The organism is Erwinia tracheiphila (assembly GCF_021365465.1).
GTDB classification, from domain to species: domain Bacteria; phylum Pseudomonadota; class Gammaproteobacteria; order Enterobacterales; family Enterobacteriaceae; genus Erwinia; species Erwinia tracheiphila.
On sequence record NZ_CP089932.1, the window covers coordinates 2040778 to 2058511 of the forward strand.

A 17734-nucleotide genomic window follows, 5' to 3' on the forward strand; every position below is an offset into this window, starting at 1 on the left:
CTCCTTAATTACGATGAACTGTTTGTAGAGCTGTTTGATGTACTGAACTGAGTGGTCAGATAGCTACTGGTGCTGTTTAATTTGCTCATCAGCACATCAAGTGCGGTGAATTGGGTCTTGTAGCGTGCGACCATCGCATCAATTCGGGTACTTTGATCATTGTACTGCTTGGTCAGATTATTCAGGGTCTTACTGACGCCATCCGTTGCCGCCTGCAAAATGCCGGTAGTGGATAACCAGCCGGTGAGGTTACTGGCGATAGTGGTGGAGATACCGGTCGTTTTGCCATCACCGATAATCATCGCTTTTACCCCGTCAGAATTGCTGGTGAGCGCGCTGTCCAGCGTGGTGGAGTCCACTGACAGTTGACCTGAGGTCGGGTTGCTGGTGATGCCAATCTGCGACAGCGACTTAAAGGTTGAGGTACTGGCCGCGTTGGTCAACAGGCTTTTCAGCTGTGACTGAATAGTACGCAGCGTGCTATCGCCCACCAGGGCGCCATTGCTGGAATCCTGAGTCGAGGTACCAACATCTACCACCGTATACTTTGTCAGGCTGGCAAACTGATCCTGCAAATCATTATAAGCATTTACCCAGTTAGTAATGGCAGATGAGGCCCCAGAGGTATCTTTGGTGATGGTCAGGCTCTGGTTGCCTGATGTGGTATCACTCAGGTTAAGCGTAGTGCCTTCCAGCGCATCGCTGATGGTATTACTGCTGTTCTCAATCGCAACGTTATTCACCGTCAGTTTGACGTTCTGCGCCGTGACGCTTTCGGTCATATTGCTGCTTGAGGTGCCATCGTAGGCAAGAAAACTTTGCAGCGTGCTGTCACCGCTGACGGCGACGGTCATCGCATTATCTGTACCGGTATTGTCAGAGGTCATCGAGAGACGATAGCTCCCGTCACCGGTCTTGATAATACTTGCGGTAACGCCGGCATCTGCCTTATTGATGGCGTCACGAATACCGGTCAGCGACGAGTTGGCAGCAGTCAGCGAAATCTTCACGGCGGCAGAACCATCGGCTTTCTGCAACGTAATGGTGCTGTCCGAGCTGGCGATGGCGGTGGAGTTAGTGCTCTGTGCGCCAGAGGTCAGCGTCTGGGCGGTAGCCAGCTGCGATACGCTAATAGTGTATTTACCTGCCACTGCACCGCTGGTTGTCGTCGCGCTCACCGCGCTGGTGGTGCTGGTCGCTTTCGTGGAGGAGAACAAATCGGCATTATTCAGCGTGGTATTGGCGGTTTGGAACGTGGTCAGCGCGCTTTTCAGGGTGCCGTAAGCGCTTAACTTAGCTGTATAAGACGTCTGCTGCGTGGAAATTGGCGTCAGCGTGGCTTTTTCAGCCGTCTGAAGGCTGTCCAGAATAGTACTTAAGTCGAGGCCCGAGCCGATTCCCAGGGTAGATATAGTGGTCATAATGTTTCCTTTTATAGTCAACACGTAAAGTGAACTACATGGTTATCGTCCAGACACAGGGAAAGTTTATGATTATTTGCAACGGGACAATGGCGAGAATAGCGCTAACAGAAGGGGGTATTTCGTCGGCCAGGGTTTGTGGAGAAAATTTTGATACGGCGCTAAAAAAATTCTAAAGGTTCGAAAAGGGCAGACGATAACAACATTGACGGCGATGAAGCCGGGGTGAAAACAAGCCCAACCACCTTAAACCCGATTCAATTTAACAGGAAACTTTATCATGGCACAAGTCATCAATACCAACAGCCTCTCGCTGATCACCCAGAACAACATCAACAAAAACCAGTCTGCTCTGTCCAGTTCTATTGAGCGTCTGTCATCCGGTCTGCGTATCACCAGCGCAAAAGCTGACGCAGCGGGCCAGGCGATTGCTAACCGTTTCACTTCTAACATCAACGGTTTGACTCAGGCATCTCGTAACGCTAACGATGGTATCTCTGCTGCGCAGACAACGGAAGGCGCACTGTCTGAAATCAACAATAACTTACAGCGTGTTCGTGAACTGACCGTACAGGCACAGAACGGTACCAACTCTGATTCCGACCTGACCTCAATCCAGGACGAAATCAAATCTCGTCTGGACGAAATTGACCGCGTATCTGGTCAGACTCAGTTCAACGGCGTGAACGTGCTGGCAAAAGACGGCACCATGAAAATCCAGGTTGGCTCTAACGATGGCGAAACCATCTCTATCGACCTGCAGAAAATTGACTCTTCTACTTTGGGTCTGAAAGGCTTCTCCGTAGACAAAAATGCACTGAGCCTCGGTGATTCCATTACTCAGGTAGGTTCAGCAGCTTCCGGTACCATGTCTACCGTTGACCTGAGCGCTGTGGCATCTGGTCTGGGCATGGCTGCTTCTGGTCTGTCACTGCACAGCGTGCTGGACAGCAGCGGCAAAGCCACCAGCACCTACGTGGTATCTTCCGGTAGCGACAACTACTCTGTATCTGTCGGTTCAAGCGGTAAAGTTGAACTGAACAAAACTGAAGTTGACTACAGCGACAGCACCAACGGCGTCACCTCTGGTGTGATGACTGGCCAGGCGATCAAAGTTGGTGCAGACGCCAGCGGTAACGCAGTGGGCTTCGTCACCGTACAGGGCAAAGAGTACACCGTTGCATCAAGCGGCATTGCCAACGGCGGCGACACTGCAACTTCAGGCAGCAGCAACATCAACGATATCGCTAACACCGGCAACACCAGCTTGTACACCGGTACTTCAACATCTGACCCGCTGGCCCTGTTGGACAAAGCGATTGCACAGATTGATAAGTTCCGTTCAAGCCTGGGTGCGGTACAAAACCGGTTGGATTCAGCTATCACCAACCTGAGCAATACCACCACTAACCTGTCAGAGGCGCAGTCGCGAATCCAGGATGCTGACTATGCGACGGAAGTGTCGAATATGTCTAAAGCACAGATTATCCAGCAGGCAGGTAACTCCGTGTTGGCGAAAGCGAACCAGGTTCCACAGCAGGTTCTGTCACTGCTGCAGGGCTAATAACCTTGCATCGCTCCCCGACTGAACGGGCGGGGAGCAGGTAAAACCCCAAACGGGCATGGCGGCAATCCTCTGAATTCGTTCAGGTAGATTGTTTCCGGCCCGTTTTTTATTGCCTGCTGAAAACCATATCCTCAACGCTGCTGGACATACAGCCAGACAAAACGGGCAGAGAGCTGCTGTTAATCTGATGGTGCTCTCCGCTGGCAGGTCATCGCTGTAACCTGCTGTGCGGTTTATTGACTGCCGGATAAAAACCCTCTGTGTAGCGCGTCGCGTAAAATGAGAAATTGCGCCACTTAAATTGATAAATCGGTAACAGTGGTTTTTTTCTCATTATACGCGATTTGTTTTGATTGAAATTTAAACTGGCCGGACTGGCCAGATGATATCCGGCGCTTTCGATGTATCCACTGCCTGCACTGCTTTAATGTACCTCAGCCACACAACCAGACTTGCCTTGTCTTCGTCGCTGATAATGCCTAACTGGAGTTCCGTCTGCCACAAGCTAATTGTGGCCTGCGCTTCAGCCAGTAACACCGCTTTCTGCTGCTCTGCTGCTTTCACGTCCGCAATATGCTGTGTTTCATAATCTGTTATCCATTCGCTACCGTTCCACCTGTCGTATGGTGTGGCTGGTGCCAGCGTGGTGGTGCCTTCCGGGTAATCGCCCGGCACAGTAACAGCGACCTCTTCGCCTGTTTTAATGTTGTAAACGGTTTCCCCACGATGATCTGCTACGTATTCCCATGCAGTAAAATCCACAGTCCGACAGATGGTAAAGCCATCTTTACTTTTGCCCGGTGCGTCAGTACATGAGTTAGCAGGAACACCCACCCCCGGGGCAAGATACTCAACAGACGTTGAAAGATATTCACGGGTCCCGCCAGCGTAGTTAAATACGGTAATATCTCCCGCCTCAATGGAAATCAGTTCGCTGTTCAGTTTTGCCGTTGCCATTATGCGGCCCTCACAATGTAGTTAAACGCAATGTTTCGCGGGCGGGTTTCATTTGCTGATCGAACAGACAGACGAGCGGAGGAAGTTTGCCCACCGTCAGTGAATGCGTCCCCGGCTGCCAGGCCATCAATGGCATCGGCTCCCGAACCTGTACGATTAGTCAGTACAAGAATGTTTTTTACCGTCAACCCGTTAGAGGCATAGCTCACACCCATTGCATCATTCTGTGCGGAAAGAACAGACCTGCCAGCATCCATGCCCCGACCATCGTCCGTGCCACGGATAAACTCACCTCGCAGATCGGGCAAACTGCCTGAGGGGTACGCCACCGCCAGTGCGGGATATTTGGCTTTATCAAACGCCGCACCGTTGCATTTAAGCCAGCCTGCGGGGGCTGTCGCTGTCGCTGTCGGCCACGGCAGGGGTATACCGACAGGGATAACGTTAGCGCTGGCGGCAATAATTTGTGAGATCGCTCTGGAAAGTTGAGTGTTATCCGCTTTGTCGGGGGCGATACCGGCTTCTGTCAGTACATTCAGAAGCTCTGCCTGAACCTGGTTAAACCAGTCCTGTCCGGGATAGCTGGGCGACTGATTTGCCCCTCCTTCAGTAAACCATAACGGTGTTGCGCTGGATGTGGGCGCAATAGCAGGCATCACGCTGACACCGCTGTTGTTATCCAGTCCGTACATAATCAGTCCTCATAAATAAAGATAAATTCAGTTTCAGCAGGGGTATAGCGTTCAAGCAGGCACTCAAGGTCAGCCGCATCGGCAACCCGTAAACGCTGCGTGCAGTTATCCAGCACCGTTGAGTAATGTGTGACCGTCGATGCCACATATACAAAGACGCGAAACCAGTTAGTTTCCGGATGAATGGGGTAAATGCAGCTCCGCAGGCAATGGTGCGGATAACGCTCAACCAGCCTTATGCTGTAACCACGGGAAGCAGCCAGCTGCTCGTAAAACGGGATACACAGGCTCCCGGCCATCGTCAGCCTGGTCTTCAGAGCGCTACGGCGGTTCTCAATCGGCGCGTCCCTGTCGATGCTGCAATCGGGTAGCCCGGCAAAATCTTCCCAGCTGTCCAGCAACAGAAATGCCCGGTCAGGATGCATCTCATTCAGCAATGCGTCGTTGATGCTGTCAACCCGGGCAAATTCTTCGCCAGTGGCCAGCATCAGTCGTGCCAGCTGGCTGTCCGGTTTTTTTGTCCAGGCTTTACCATTCGGCAGCAGTTTCAGACCTGACTGTTGATAGTCCTGCGCGGTCATCGCCATACGATATCACCCAGGACAAACAGCTCATTTTCGGCCGCATACTGGTCAGAAACAGGAGAAATAACGGTGTTATCCGTCTCCCCGGGGGCACTGGATATGGTGGCCCGCAGCTGGGACAACAGCATTGTGCCACCACGAGGAAGGGTGGCAAGCCAGGCTTTAAGGTTGTCACTGACTGCCGTTCTGACGTCCTGAGTATCAGGCACCAGCCGGATAACGGGGTTAAGGGGTAAGGGGTTCGGGCTTTCAACAATCAGTTCAGCCCCAACGGTCTTACCTTCAACCTGATTTGTTACCGGGTTGATATGTGCGGTCAGATACTCTTTGACGCGGGCAAGATCGTTTGGCGTCGGGAATATATCAACTTCCTCATCCAGTACAAACATCACTCCCACCGTGCCATAGCCCCGATAGCGTGGAATACACCAGGCACGGGTAACACCAGCGCATTCCAGCGCCCATCGGACATAATCGAACTGATTACCACCAGATGGCGGATACTGCACGCGAAACAGTAATCGTACGCACAGTGAATCAATACTTTCCAGTTCAGCACCGCCACTGATTGTGGTCTGGCTGACAACGGCACTGCTCTGGACAAAATCAACGGGTGAGATGAGTTCCACCGTTACATTTTCGGCGGTATTGCTGTTTTTACCCGTCTCAATGGCCACAACGTAAACAGCGACACGCCCGGCTCTGGCTCTGATTTCAGCAACTGACTCAAACATCGTGCCATCAGGCCGCTGCCAGCGGGTGCCCTCAGGGATTACGGTGTCACCGTTCACCGTTACCAACAGTTCCCCACTGGCACTGGCGGCAGGTTTACGCCATACCCCCCAGAATTCACAGTGTTCCAGCAGCTTATCTTCATCCGCCAGATGCGGAACTATCTGGCGCGATGTCCAGGCTAAATGGTCATGCAGCGCTGCGGCGTTACCGGCATTGGCAAATGCAACAGCTCCTGCAACGCTGAAGCGGGGGCGGGCGTACGTACCGGGTAACCGGCTTTCAATGTCTGCCTGGCCACGGGCCAGCAGTAGTGATAATGCAGGAGGGGTATAAGCCATTTAAATACCGTTTAAAGTGGTGTTAAACGCCAGCGGGACGGTGCTGCCGTCCGGGAGCGTCAGCATTACCGTAAGCAACAGAAATCCCGTGCGGGGAGCCGATGCCGTCACATCAACATGCCTGATATGACCGTCATCAACCAGCCAGGCCAGCGCCTCGCAGGCGTAGGTTCTGGCCCGTATCAGCACGGATGCCATCTGTTTTTCACGGGAAAGCAACCACAGTCGGCTTCCCATCTGACGGGACTGAAAGGCGTCTCCCCACCAACCGCGTTTATCTGTATCCGGCCCGGCGGGTAATTCATCAGAATCCAGCGCCCGCCGGTCAGTAAATAATGAAATAATGACGGCGGTACTCAGTGAATCATCCAGCAGAATATCCGCATTGCCCACGGCTATATCAGCGCCGTTGGTTTGCCAGATTAGTGCGATATCTGTCATGCCTTCGGCCCTCCGGAGCTGTAGCCATCATGTTCAGGGTGGATGTGGTTCGCGCCGCTAATCCCGCCAGACAGATGGTCACTGGCCTGACTGATGCCAACGATATCAACATCACCGGTAAAGCGGGTTTGGGGTGAGTCAAACAGGATTTCATCCTCCGCCACGACCTCAAGGCGCTTGCAGGCAATCTTAATAACTCCATCTTTGGTAAGCACGATACGGTGTCCCTCAAGGTGATAGACGGCGCTGTCACCAGGTTCAAGGTTGCCCAGTCGTGAGTTTTTGTCATCAACGGCGATGGCCACCAGATGCTGCCGGATACCGCCCACCGATAAAACGATGGCTTCACTGCCCACCGGGGGCACGCTGCTGTGGCCGTAGTTCTGGAAGCGCTCGACATCATCTGCTGTCTCATCGGCCAGCATGGTGACCTGTAGGTTCTGCGTCCTGAGACTGTCATTGGCCATATTGACCACACCACGGGAAATCAACAGGCGCAGACGACGTTGTAAACCGGCGGTGATTTTATTTATCTGTCTGATCATCGCCATACACCATCATAAAATTTCGCGTCTGGCTGCGCCGGTTCCTCGAAACCTTCACGGGGCATCAGTTCCAGTTCGGTGACCGTGCCTCCCTCCTGCGTCAAATTAAAGGTGACGGTTGTGATTAGTAAATCCCGTTCAGGAAATCCCGCCGCCCTGGCCCTGACGGTTACAAGCTGGTTGGGTGACCAGAGCTTACCCTGCGGATTAAACCAGTCCTGTACCGTTGCAATGGCGGTGGTGGCATGGGCCATTGAGCGCTTCTGCTCCCAGCTTCCCCGCGCATTACCTTTAGCTTTGGTGAAGTTGTCATCAGCAATAATAATGGTCGGGCGATAGCGGGTGATATCAGGGTCTGCCACATCAACATACACTGACGTTGCCTGGCTGGCCGTTTGGGTCTCTCCCCATAGCCCGCCGCCACTGCAACCACCTTTGACGCGAAACAGGCTGAAGCGCTCGGCCCATGACTGGTGGGTTTTAACCGATAACATTCGGGTGCCTGACGCATCTTTATCACTGCCGTCAGGCCCTAAAATCAGTGTGCCCGCACGGTTTTTACTGGCTGTCGTAAAGACAAGGTCGCCCTGTGCGTTGCTGGTGATCAGCACACCGCGATGGCGTGCTGCCCGTGACAGCATATCAAAGACGGTCTCCCCGGGTTCAATCTGCCAGACCCGGAATTTTGCGGCAGCAGCAGGCAGTTCAATCTGCCAGATGACCTCAACACCAAAGGGCTGACAGACGTCTCTGGCAATCGTGGCCAGCGTGACGTCACGCCACTGGCCCCGGACATGAATTGCCGTACAATCCACCAGATCACCGGTCTTATCGCGTCCGGTCAACGTAATGGTGCGGTTTTTGCTGTCGACATCGGTATCCATCGTATCCACATAGCCGGTAATCACACGCTGACCATTGATCTCCAGCTTACAGGCCATACCGGCTTCTGATACCAGTGGTGAATCACCGCCTGTAACCGTGACGCCCAGCGTGAACTGTCCGGCGATTTCCTCAAGGCTGCGAGTAACGCTCAGTTCTTTCCAGCCGCTGTAAATCCGGTTACCCAGATACAGTTCAATACGATGTGTCATTGATGATCTCCACGTCTGTGCTACCGGTGACAAAGGCCGGGTGACGGATACCGTTACGGCGGATAAAGCGGTCAAGATGGTGGACGTCACCGGTGTGACGGTACAGCGCGACTAACGCGGGTTCTGTTCCGGTGAGCTGTATCGTTCTGGCAGCAGGCAGGTTTTGCGCGACAGATTTCATGTACTGAATAAAGGTCAGTCGGAAAATTCGCACCTGAATGGATGTCTGAAACCAGCCCATATCGCCGGTATCTGTCAGTGCGTCCAGCAGGATGTCCCCCAGTTCAGTCATCGCGGCGTTGCAGTCTTCCAGCGTTTCTATAGCTGAGGTACAGGCCTGCGTCTTTGCAGGTGAAGTTAATGACAGACTGTCATTGCTGCCGGTTAATACCACTGAACGGGAAGATGACATGATGCTTTCTTTCGCGGCCGTCAGGGTTACTTTAGCCAGTTCAGCCGCTGTAAATGTGGTAACGGTGGTATTCATCACCGTCTGGATGCGGGCAACCGTCGGATCATTCGACGTGAACTGAGTCTGTATGCCGCCCCGTGTTTTCTGCAACGCCCGAACCGATACCGCAGAGGTGCCGGTTTGTACCACACCGCTGATAAGAGCGAACATTTCCGAAAAAAGCTGCCCGGGGGTATTGATAAGATTTTTGACAGAGCCTTTTAATGCCAGTGCTGCCGCCAGTAATGAGGCACCGCCAGAACTGGAGGTCAGTCCGCGGATCCCGTTGGTAATGGTATTAAGCGTTTTTTCCACTTCATTTATCGCCGCCGTAGCATCAGCCATTGTTTGGGTAACCGTGGCCCAGCCCGACTGAACATCGTTTAGCAGGCTGACGGCAAGACTGTCACTGTTGAGCAGGGTATCTTCAGCCTCAGTCGGTGCCGTGTCATCCTCTGCTGGCGAGAAGGTAATGGAAAAAATGGCGTTGCCCTGTGCCCCACAGGATTCACGTACCGTATAGGTTTCAATCCGGACGTTTAAAGTGCCCCAGTTCGGGTGAACAAGTTCCCCCACATCCCTGGCCTCAAGCGCGTTAATCAGCGCATCACGCTGGTCAAAGTAGTCATCCCCCACAACAACAGCGGTAAAAGCATACTGACGCAGGGCGCGGCCCATATCTTCGGTCAGCCCCTCATCACGCAGGGGGTATTCATGGCGCACAATCCGGCGTCCTCCGGTCAGCGTCGTGTCTTCAATCATCCGGAACGGCACACCCCGAAAAGAGCCTTTACCATCAGCCAGACGGCCACGCCATGAGGTATCGTTAAACAGTGCGTTAATATCCATTATATGCCCCCGCCCCATGTGTAACCGGTGTTAACCCGCAGCCCGATATTACGTGATTTGACCTCGGTGGCTTTTACCTTCAGGTCAGGGTTAGCTGAAGAAACTTCTATGGTAATTTTGCCATCCGGCGGCTGTATTGCCTTACGGAAATCACGGGCCTCAGTGGGTGCGGTGGCTTGTGCCTGCTCCCACTGTTCGCCCATCGTCCCCCCACGCAAATAAGGGGAAATTGCCGGGCCACGCTCACTCAGCCGTTTATCCCTGTCCTGTAACCAGTTATCAATAGGGGCAGGAAGCCAGGCATATTTCGGCTGGCGTCCATCAGGATATTGCTCCTTCCGCAACTGTTCGAGCCGCTGTTTTAACTCATCCTCTGTAGGCAAAAGCCCCATGATTTGGATGGTGCTATTCATGGCGGAAGCACGCGGCCCGACTTTATTAAAGGGGGTATCACTTCCAGGTCCCGCGCCATTACCGTTGCCGCCATCCTGCCAGTTGGTGACATAGACAGGAACGACCGAACCGTCGCCCCCCAGTTCACCCCTGCCTGCCCCCTTTTTACCGGGTCCCATAAGGAGGTCTTTACCCCATTTACCGGCTCGCCAGGTATAGCGGGCAGCAACGGCTGCACCGATGGCCCAGGTGGCCTTTTCCAGAATACCGGTGTATTTATCGAGTTCTTCAGCGGACAGGTCATTAATGGCGTCAGCCAGGTCTTGCACTGGCTTTGCCAGTTTAAGCTGGGCGAATTTATCACCGGCATTGGCCAGTGATGTTAATGCGCTATTTAACGTCTGGATATTCCTGGTGGCTTTCTCGTCGGTAAAGCCATCTTTAACATTAGCCGGATTGATTAAGCTTTTAAGTTGTTGCTGCTTATCTTTACTGGTAAATCCCATCATCATTTGCAGGGCATTGCCGTTAAATATATCCCTGAAATTATGTTCTTTCTGTTTTGCTGCTTTACCTATTTCCAGAGCCAGTTCCGGTGCTGACTTATAAATCCCTCTTTTTCTGTCCTTATAAACCTCGACGTGATTACGCCTCAGTATTTTTTGATTGTCTTTATTTTTAACTGATTCAAAAAAATCGTTTACCGCGCTGGCAGCCTGAGATGGATCGGTAAACTGTTCATTGGCCAGCCTCTGCATACCCACAATCTGCGCGATATCCTCAGGCGTTTTCCATGAGGTGCTTTTGATCATGCCGGGCACCGATTTAACCTGTTCAGATAAATTGCCGGTGCCGGTCAGCGAGACGGATGATAACCCATCTAACGCCCGCGTCATTGCCCTGGCATCCCTGGTGCCACTCAGCCAGAATGCGCTGACCAGATCACCGGCATCCTCAGCACTTAATCCGATGCCTTTCATGGCCAGAGCGATGTTATCCATCTGCGTGACAGCGCCATCAAGATCGTTCGTCCGCTCCAGAAATTTCCCGGTGGCATTAATCAGGTCGGTATAGTTTGTCTTGCGGTTACCCGCGTTCTGCCACACCGCCTGATTAAATGCATTAACCTGGTCAGCCGTCAGGTTATAGCGCGTGCCAAGTTCGGTAAGCAACTGGCTCTGCTCACCAACCCGTTTACCCGCCATCACCAGACCACCGCCTGTGGCAAATCCGACCAGCCTGTTATCAAACTTGTCCAGAATGCCGTTAGCGCCGCTGACTGAACGGGAAAGCAACCGCATTGACAGACTGCCGTCCCTGCCTAACTGGCGGATGCTGCTGCCAAAGTTACGGGCACGCTGAGAAACGTTACCCACCAGATCAATAATGAATTTCGCGCGATTCTCAGTGGCCATTTATTTCTTCTTCGTCCAGTGCTGATAAAGAATAAGTTTTGACAGAGGCAGCCCCAGCGCCCAGACCGGGCCACCTTTCAAAATAATACCGATATGGAGTGCAGTGCGTTCGATGTCCCTGACGCACCGCAAACTATCGCCCCTCGTCAGTCACCCGATTTACCGTGGTGATGGCAGCATCGCTTTGCAGGTTAGTTGCCTTCAGCAACAGTTCAAGATCGTCCTGATGCAGGGTTTTCAGCAGCGCCATCGACAGTGGCCCCTGAATGACACCAATACGTGCAATGCTGCGACGAACCATTTCATAACCCATCATGGCCGGGCTGGAGAGCAGCGCCGGACCCTTCGGGGTCATTACCATTTTTTCGCTGGCCTGTTCTGCTTCAATCAGGTCACCGGCATTCAGCTCCCTTAACTCGACGTCAAACTGCCTGACCATATCATCGCCCTGGCCATAGCACAGACCGTGTATCAGCTGGATTTGCATGACTTAAATTTCCCTGCATTCAATGGCATCAAAAGCCGCTGCGATATCACCCGAATCCGTTAATGTGGATTCGCCTGTACTCCAGGCATTGGCCATCAGAAACCGTTCGCCGGTATCGCTTTCAAACTCGACAGTTACATCGGTGAGATTATTGATATAAAAAAGAGAGATCCCCGGCCCCTGTGGAATGGTGCAACTGAGTTTGGCCTCCCTCGGCTTTCCCTGCCAGCCGTAGACGCGGGCACCCACCACAGGCTGGCGACTGATGCCACCCGGTGTCAGGGTGGCCCCCTCTTTGGTCGGGTATTCCTTACCGTTCAGGCGGACGTAGGCCACCCCGGTATACTGATATGGACTGGTCATCTGTTGTCCTTACAAAATAAACTGAATAGCGTGCGCGTATATTCTGAACTGATTCACCAGGTCAGGGTTGTCACGCACGTTAAGTCGGTTACGGTCATTTTCGTCACGCTCAACGATCAGCGTGGCTTTGTAGTCATCAAATCCTTCAACCAGCCCTGCCCACTCATGTTCGGTAAACAGGGCAAGCAGCTCCGTTTTAACCACTGCCGGGGTCACGATGGCTTGTCCGGGGCTGACCCGGATACCGTCGCTGGCCAGCTTATGGCGGGGGAACTTTTGTGTGATGCGGGTGCGGGTGGAATAGCGCAGATATGACAGGGTGGCGATGGTTTCCACATCAAGATAACTCGGGTCAGTATCGCCAAAGCTGTTTTCACGGTACATGGTGATAAGCCGTTCAATCTGCACCACATTGCCCGCCGCCACGCTGTAGGTTGAAATGCCGTCATAGAGCAGCACATTACGTTCATTCAACGCCCAGCGTTCACCTATGGTGGGTGGCAACAATCCGGGCAGTTGCAGGGTTTGCAAAGGTCGTGCCGGGTCAGTGCTCAGGGAAGCGACGGCTGCACCGGCTACGGTTGCGGCCCAGATATACGGGGGCTGTGGCACCAGACCGGTGCCGGTGGTCGAAAACAGGTAATCATTGCGCCGGATACCAAAGGTACTGGTGGCGGCATGGGTGCCCCTGAATCCCATAAAGCACTGACCATCAATCTGGCGCAGTGGCCCCCAGCGGTTCACCAGCTCCAGTTTGAGCAGGTCAAGGTTGGCTGTATCGGTGAACGGGTTCACCAGGTAATTCCACCATGTATCGCCAAAAGCGGCGATGGCATCAGACAGGTCAGGATTACCCACACCGCCGGTCATGACGCTACAGGTACATCCGACCCCGGCTGGCAGCATATCGCCGTCGTAATAGTTCACCCGGATATCAATATCATTGCCGGTTACGCCGCTCCACCTGGCGGTCAGCGTCACTTTGTCCTCTGCTGAAGTGGCCGTTACCGGCAGTGTTTTGAGAGCATTGACGGCGGCGGCAATTTTCCGGGCCATAGCGGTGGCAGTGTCCCCGGCCAGTGCAGTCACCCGCACAGAGGTTCCGGCTATCATCAATGCAATCTGACCTGATGTTTTGCAGGGGCCTGACAGCGTAACGGTTCCGGTTGCCCTGATGCCGTTCTCATCGTCATCAACGGCAACAGCCCACAGATCGCTGTAGGTATTGGCCTTAATAAAAGCACCGGCCATCGTGGATAACATTGACCCCCGACCAAATGCCGATTCGGCAGCACTGGCTGAGGTGATACGAAACGGCTGACCTGCCGGGACGCTGCCGGTATTGAGGCGCAGACCCAGCAGCAGCGTTTTGTGCAGCGTCTGAGGAGTACCTTTTACTGCCGCACTGTTATCAAACTCAATATAACAGAGGGGGACACGAATATTGTCCGGGATATCCTGGAATGAAATCGCCATTATTTATCGGCTCCTTTCTTTGATGTGCCAGCCGTAACTGCAACCACGTCGCCATCCTTCAGCCTGCGCAACCAGAAGCCGGTACACGGTTTCTTTTCGCCATTGACAGCCAGTGGTTCGTAAGTATCAGGGTCCCGAACTGTCAGCCCGGGGACCGGTTTGATATATAACTCAGTCATGTGGTTTATCCTGGACAGGGAGAGAAATCAGCGCCTCCTGCTCCGGTGTACCGACAGGTACAGCCCATTTCTGGTAGTGGGTGGTGTAGTCACCGATATCATCGTCATTGAGGTCAGGCGCATCCGGCAATTGCTGTGGTGCTTCAAAATACAGGCCGTAGACCGCCACGCCGCCCGCACTCTGGATATCACTCCACAGATTGCCCGCCTGAGTCAGCATAAAGCGACCTGCCGGGGCAAGGCGTCTCCCGTGTAGCCAGGCGGTCAGGCGCTCAACGATTTGATAAATACCGGGCGAATCACTGGTACGGCCATTCAGTACCTGAGCACTGATAAATATTCCCCAGGTACTGACCATCGTCTGCCGTACCGTGCCAGGACGCCCACCCAGCCAGGCGACATAAACGGCTGGGGCGGTGTTGATAATGGTTTTCACCGCGCTGTCACTCCACTGGCCCGGGTGCGTATCTACTCTGCGCAGGGTACTGGCAAACAGATGTCTGATCCCTGCAAGCAGCGCGTCAGAGATTTCAGTCGTAACAGAAGATGGGATCGTCATATCAGATAAACCCCCTGGATTTGCTGCGACTGAAGACACTGCCCGCACTGCTCATCATGGCGACATCACCACCGTCAGGCCGTTCTGCCTCCTTACTGAGGCCAAGGCTGATATCACCGGTGGCGACTTTTTCCAGCAGTCGCAACACATCTTCATTGTCTTTGGTTGCTTTTTCCGTGGCCGCACCGTCTTCGAGGGCAACGCGGGCCAGCACACACGCCACCCTGATCAGCACCTGTGGAACGGTTCTTAACGGCAGGGTTGCCCGGCTGTCGATATAGCCATCAATGGTGGCCGATGCATCATCCAGAGCGATCTGTAGTAACTGTTTCCGTGCGGTAGTAAGTTCCGCAGCATCCAGCTGGTGCCAGTCAGCAATTTTGGCATCCACCAGAGTATGCAGAGCATCCGTGCTGTAACGGCTGTACAGGTCGGTCAGGGTGGCGTAACTCATGGTTGTGAACCTCCGTCCAGTGCCTGAGTGATTTCTTCTGCCGTCAGATCGTCACCCACAATTGATCGCCAGTGTTCCAGACGGGGACTGCCGCTTTTGGTCCAGAAAATCAGCGGATCTGACTCCAGCTCTGAGCACATTACCGCCCCCAGCAGCAGCTCGGCACGGGTGGGTTTGACTGACTGTGGATCACCGGGTTTCAGAGCGTTGTCGTCTACCGCGTCAGATAACGGGGTATTACCCAGCCCCCGCGACGGCAAATCATCCGTAGCTGCCGAAATAATCGTGACAGACAGACGCGGGTCATCGGCCAGGGTCTGCCATTGCTGCGCAGTGACCGGCGGTAAAATATTGTCACCCCGGGCGAAAACAAAACCCGCCCGGCGATACCCGTCATGTGCCGTATTGACCACGCTAATGCCGACCATATCGACATATTCCATATTTGCATTCTGATTTGGCATGACATTCACTTTCCTTTGGCTGAGGTTTAAACAGGATTCACACCCTGTTTAAAGGGAGATAAAAAAACGTCCCGGGCTTACAGGTAGTCGCCCACGATCAGTTCCAGACGGCCTTTCATTTCATTGCTGACCGTGCCACCGTCGCTGTCGATAGTGAGTTCACGCTCAAGCAATTGTGTTGCCTGTTTTTCCATTGACGGCGGAACAACCAGATGTGTCGGACGAATGGCCAGCGGGCGGCCACCATCAGCACGCACTGAGCGCATTGACTGAATGACCTGCCATACGTTGTCGGCATTGAGGGGAGCTTTAGCAGCATAAGCCAGTTGCCAGAAGGAATAACCCGCTTCGCAACGGGCATCGACCCCATAGCGGATAAGCTTGCGCATAAAGTTATCTTCATCATCAACCTTGTCCATCGCCACCAGTTCCGGCGACTTGCGGTTCTGAAAGATGACCGGTTTAATGGCGCGGGAACAGTCCAGGACAAACCAGGGCTGACCTTTATAGCCTTCTGCCGCCAGAATATTACTGACGCTGGCCGCCGTGCCGGTGCCATCCACGGCGGGATAAACAGGATGATCGGTATCAAAGAAGTTCTGGCGGTCATAACACAGGGTGTCAAAGCCCTGCGACAGTGCGCCGAACGTCAGTTCGTCAGGCTGGACACCAGCGGCGCGGCCCATTTCGGTAAACAGCGGAGAGTAAATGCCCACGTTGTCATCGTCGATATCATCACGATTAACGCCTACGGTACTTTCGAACGGACGGTTAACCAGCTGGTAGCCGTGTGCCTGCATATCTTTAATGACGCGATCGCCAATCCATTCACGCATTCCCGGGAACTGTCCCAGCCAGCCGTAGGTGTTGGATTTTGTGGTGCTTGGCACAATGGTGGCAATTTTCTCATACTGACTGTCGGCCTGCTCAAGACCGTTCTGAAAATCACCATTCCAGCCGGTAAACAGCGCCTTGATAAGTGCGGGGGTAACGATAGCCATTATTTGGCGGCTCCTTTTTTACGTTTCAGATATTCCGCCTCAGTCAGTCCCTGAAGACGGGCAGCGTCTTTTTCAGCCACAGAGAGAACGGCCAGGCGGGTGGGCCTGTTGAGACCACGGGTCTGACGGGCGGTCAGTGCCACGACGGGCTTCCGGCCCTGAATAGCGGCGTTCAGCTCGGCCACGCCGTGCTGTTTACCCAGCGCACGCAGATAAGGCACTTCCGCTGCCGTCACGCGCCCGGAACGACGCGCATTCTGGATAACCGATTCCACATTACTCCCCTGACTACGGGCAGACAGCACTGCCGCACGACGCGCCAGCAGTTGATACGCTTTAGCCGGGACAAACCGGGTCAGATCCACACCGTTCAGTGCCGCGTCTTCGAGGATTTGTTCAGCTTCAACAATATCCGCCGCCGCTCCGTCAACCACGTCCATCACCTCAGTGAGGGCATCATCCGGACTGGTGGCATCTTCAATAGCACTCTGTGCATCTACTGCCACATCAGCCGCCGATAACAGAGTATCCAGCGCACTGAGTGCCTGCTGCCACAGTTCACCCAGGTCCTCTTCGGTGAGAGAGTCCGGGTTTTCGGGTAGTTCTATGCCAAGCCGTTCTAACAGCTGGCGAATGTAGTCATTCATTACCGTTACCTTTTGGGGAGAAACATCGGTTAATTGCGCCGCAAGTGCGACAAGGGATGACATACCGGTCAGGCCCGGGTCATTGGTGAGGGCACCCATTCGCAGAAAGAGTGGGTGGCCCTGTTCGTCATAGGGGAAAACGGCAGAAAGATAGCCCCACTCACGGGCATCAACGGCCGCCTGTGCGGCAGGGGTCAGCTCAGGACGCACGTACAACCCGTCACCCTCACGCCACTGCATGTTTTCCCGCGGATTGCGTAACCAGGCGGCAGCTACAGCCTCGCGGGCCGCTTTGGCATCGGTATCCTGTTTCAGGGTGACGTGGTTGTAATCAAACAGTACCGGCTGATTGACAGCGGCAGTGGCTTCAATAAACGCCCGGGCGATATCTGCATCCATAAACCAGGTGCCGCTGGCAACATCCTCCGGGCGACCATCCCGGGCGCTGAAATGGCCGGCGGGTAGTAACTGATACCAGCCGTCATTCGGGTCCGCTAAGGTCGAATTGAGGATGGCTAAACGTGGGTGGGCGGGCTTTTTCGTTTTCATACCGTCATTGTCGGCGGTACGGTACTGAAGGTGGGTTTGTGATGGGTCACACCATCACGGGGAGTTGTTGCGG

Annotated in this window: 21 protein-coding genes; 1 reads left to right on the forward strand and 20 read right to left on the reverse strand. The window is 53.9% G+C overall.

Features of this window, described 5'->3' with window-relative positions; translation table 11 throughout:
- Positions 1-8: 8 nt before the first annotated feature.
- Entirely contained in the window at positions 9-1421 is a 1413-nt protein-coding gene (fliD, locus tag LU633_RS10825; RefSeq protein ID WP_016192843.1) for a flagellar filament capping protein FliD, read from the reverse strand.
- Between the two features lie 280 nt (positions 1422-1701).
- Between fliD and LU633_RS10830 the strand changes: the two genes are divergently transcribed.
- Positions 1702-2985 carry a FliC/FljB family flagellin gene (locus tag LU633_RS10830; protein WP_016192842.1) on the forward strand — a complete coding sequence of 428 codons (1284 nt, stop codon included), beginning with the start codon at positions 1702-1704 and terminating at the stop codon, positions 2983-2985.
- Positions 2986-3348: 363 nt separating this feature from the next.
- Here LU633_RS10830 and LU633_RS10835 read toward each other — a convergent pair whose 3' ends face one another.
- The 19 genes from LU633_RS10835 to LU633_RS10920 form a co-directional block, all read right to left on the reverse strand.
- A complete protein-coding gene (locus LU633_RS10835) occupies positions 3349-3945 on the reverse strand; it encodes a tail fiber assembly protein (RefSeq protein WP_016191786.1) in 597 nt (198 codons plus the stop codon).
- Positions 3945-4601 (reverse strand): phage tail protein, encoded by a 657-nt coding sequence (locus LU633_RS10840; protein ID WP_407647036.1) that lies wholly within the window; start codon positions 4599-4601, stop codon positions 3945-3947. The genes LU633_RS10835 and LU633_RS10840 overlap by 1 nt, the downstream gene beginning before the upstream one ends.
- Positions 4602-4639: 38 nt before the next feature.
- On the reverse strand, positions 4640-5224 hold the full coding sequence (locus LU633_RS10845) for a YmfQ family protein (RefSeq protein ID WP_016191784.1): 585 nt from the start codon (positions 5222-5224) through the stop codon (positions 4640-4642).
- Positions 5215-6294, reverse strand: coding sequence for a baseplate J/gp47 family protein (locus tag LU633_RS10850; RefSeq protein WP_016191783.1), 1080 nt, complete (start codon positions 6292-6294; stop codon positions 5215-5217). Before LU633_RS10850 ends, LU633_RS10845 begins: the two co-directional genes overlap by 10 nt.
- Positions 6295-6735, reverse strand: a complete 441-nt coding sequence (locus LU633_RS10855; RefSeq protein ID WP_016191782.1) for a phage GP46 family protein — start codon at positions 6733-6735, stop codon at positions 6295-6297.
- On the reverse strand, positions 6732-7280 hold the full coding sequence (locus LU633_RS10860) for a phage baseplate assembly protein V (RefSeq protein WP_016191781.1): 549 nt from the start codon (positions 7278-7280) through the stop codon (positions 6732-6734). Before LU633_RS10860 ends, LU633_RS10855 begins: the two co-directional genes overlap by 4 nt.
- On the reverse strand, positions 7277-8374 hold the full coding sequence (locus LU633_RS10865) for a phage baseplate assembly protein (protein ID WP_016191780.1): 1098 nt from the start codon (positions 8372-8374) through the stop codon (positions 7277-7279). Before LU633_RS10865 ends, LU633_RS10860 begins: the two co-directional genes overlap by 4 nt.
- The gene (locus LU633_RS10870) at positions 8358-9674 is read right to left on the reverse strand and encodes a DNA circularization protein (protein ID WP_016191779.1); all 1317 of its coding nucleotides are present in this window, start codon (positions 9672-9674) and stop codon (positions 8358-8360) included. The genes LU633_RS10865 and LU633_RS10870 overlap by 17 nt, the downstream gene beginning before the upstream one ends.
- Complete coding sequence (locus LU633_RS10875; RefSeq protein ID WP_016191778.1) at positions 9674-11482, reverse strand: hypothetical protein; 1809 nt, start codon at positions 11480-11482, stop codon at positions 9674-9676. The genes LU633_RS10870 and LU633_RS10875 overlap by 1 nt, the downstream gene beginning before the upstream one ends.
- Complete coding sequence (locus tag LU633_RS25765; protein WP_016191777.1) at positions 11483-11614, reverse strand: hypothetical protein; 132 nt, start codon at positions 11612-11614, stop codon at positions 11483-11485. It abuts the gene before it with no gap.
- A gap of 1 nt (position 11615) precedes the next feature.
- Positions 11616-11969, reverse strand: coding sequence for a phage tail assembly protein (locus tag LU633_RS10880; protein WP_016191776.1), 354 nt, complete (start codon positions 11967-11969; stop codon positions 11616-11618).
- Between the two features lie 3 nt (positions 11970-11972).
- A complete protein-coding gene (locus tag LU633_RS10885; RefSeq protein ID WP_016191775.1) occupies positions 11973-12332 on the reverse strand; it encodes a phage tail tube protein in 360 nt (119 codons plus the stop codon).
- Between the two features lie 9 nt (positions 12333-12341).
- Positions 12342-13808 (reverse strand): phage tail sheath subtilisin-like domain-containing protein, encoded by a 1467-nt coding sequence (locus LU633_RS10890; protein WP_016191774.1) that lies wholly within the window; start codon positions 13806-13808, stop codon positions 12342-12344.
- Positions 13808-13987 carry a DUF2635 domain-containing protein gene (locus tag LU633_RS10895; protein ID WP_016191773.1) on the reverse strand — a complete coding sequence of 60 codons (180 nt, stop codon included), beginning with the start codon at positions 13985-13987 and terminating at the stop codon, positions 13808-13810. The genes LU633_RS10890 and LU633_RS10895 overlap by 1 nt, the downstream gene beginning before the upstream one ends.
- Positions 13980-14546, reverse strand: a complete 567-nt coding sequence (locus tag LU633_RS10900) for a DUF1834 family protein (protein WP_016191772.1) — start codon at positions 14544-14546, stop codon at positions 13980-13982. Before LU633_RS10900 ends, LU633_RS10895 begins: the two co-directional genes overlap by 8 nt.
- Position 14547: 1 nt before the next feature.
- Positions 14548-15000, reverse strand: a complete 453-nt coding sequence (locus tag LU633_RS10905) for a gp436 family protein (RefSeq protein ID WP_016191771.1) — start codon at positions 14998-15000, stop codon at positions 14548-14550.
- Positions 14997-15464: an HI1506-related protein gene (locus LU633_RS10910; protein ID WP_016191770.1), complete on the reverse strand. Its 468-nt coding sequence runs from the start codon at positions 15462-15464 to the stop codon at positions 14997-14999. The genes LU633_RS10905 and LU633_RS10910 overlap by 4 nt, the downstream gene beginning before the upstream one ends.
- Before the next feature lie 77 nt (positions 15465-15541).
- Positions 15542-16465: a Mu-like prophage major head subunit gpT family protein gene (locus tag LU633_RS10915; protein WP_040465662.1), complete on the reverse strand. Its 924-nt coding sequence runs from the start codon at positions 16463-16465 to the stop codon at positions 15542-15544.
- Positions 16465-17661 (reverse strand): phage protease, encoded by a 1197-nt coding sequence (locus LU633_RS10920; protein WP_016191767.1) that lies wholly within the window; start codon positions 17659-17661, stop codon positions 16465-16467. Before LU633_RS10920 ends, LU633_RS10915 begins: the two co-directional genes overlap by 1 nt.
- Positions 17662-17734 lie beyond the last annotated feature (73 nt).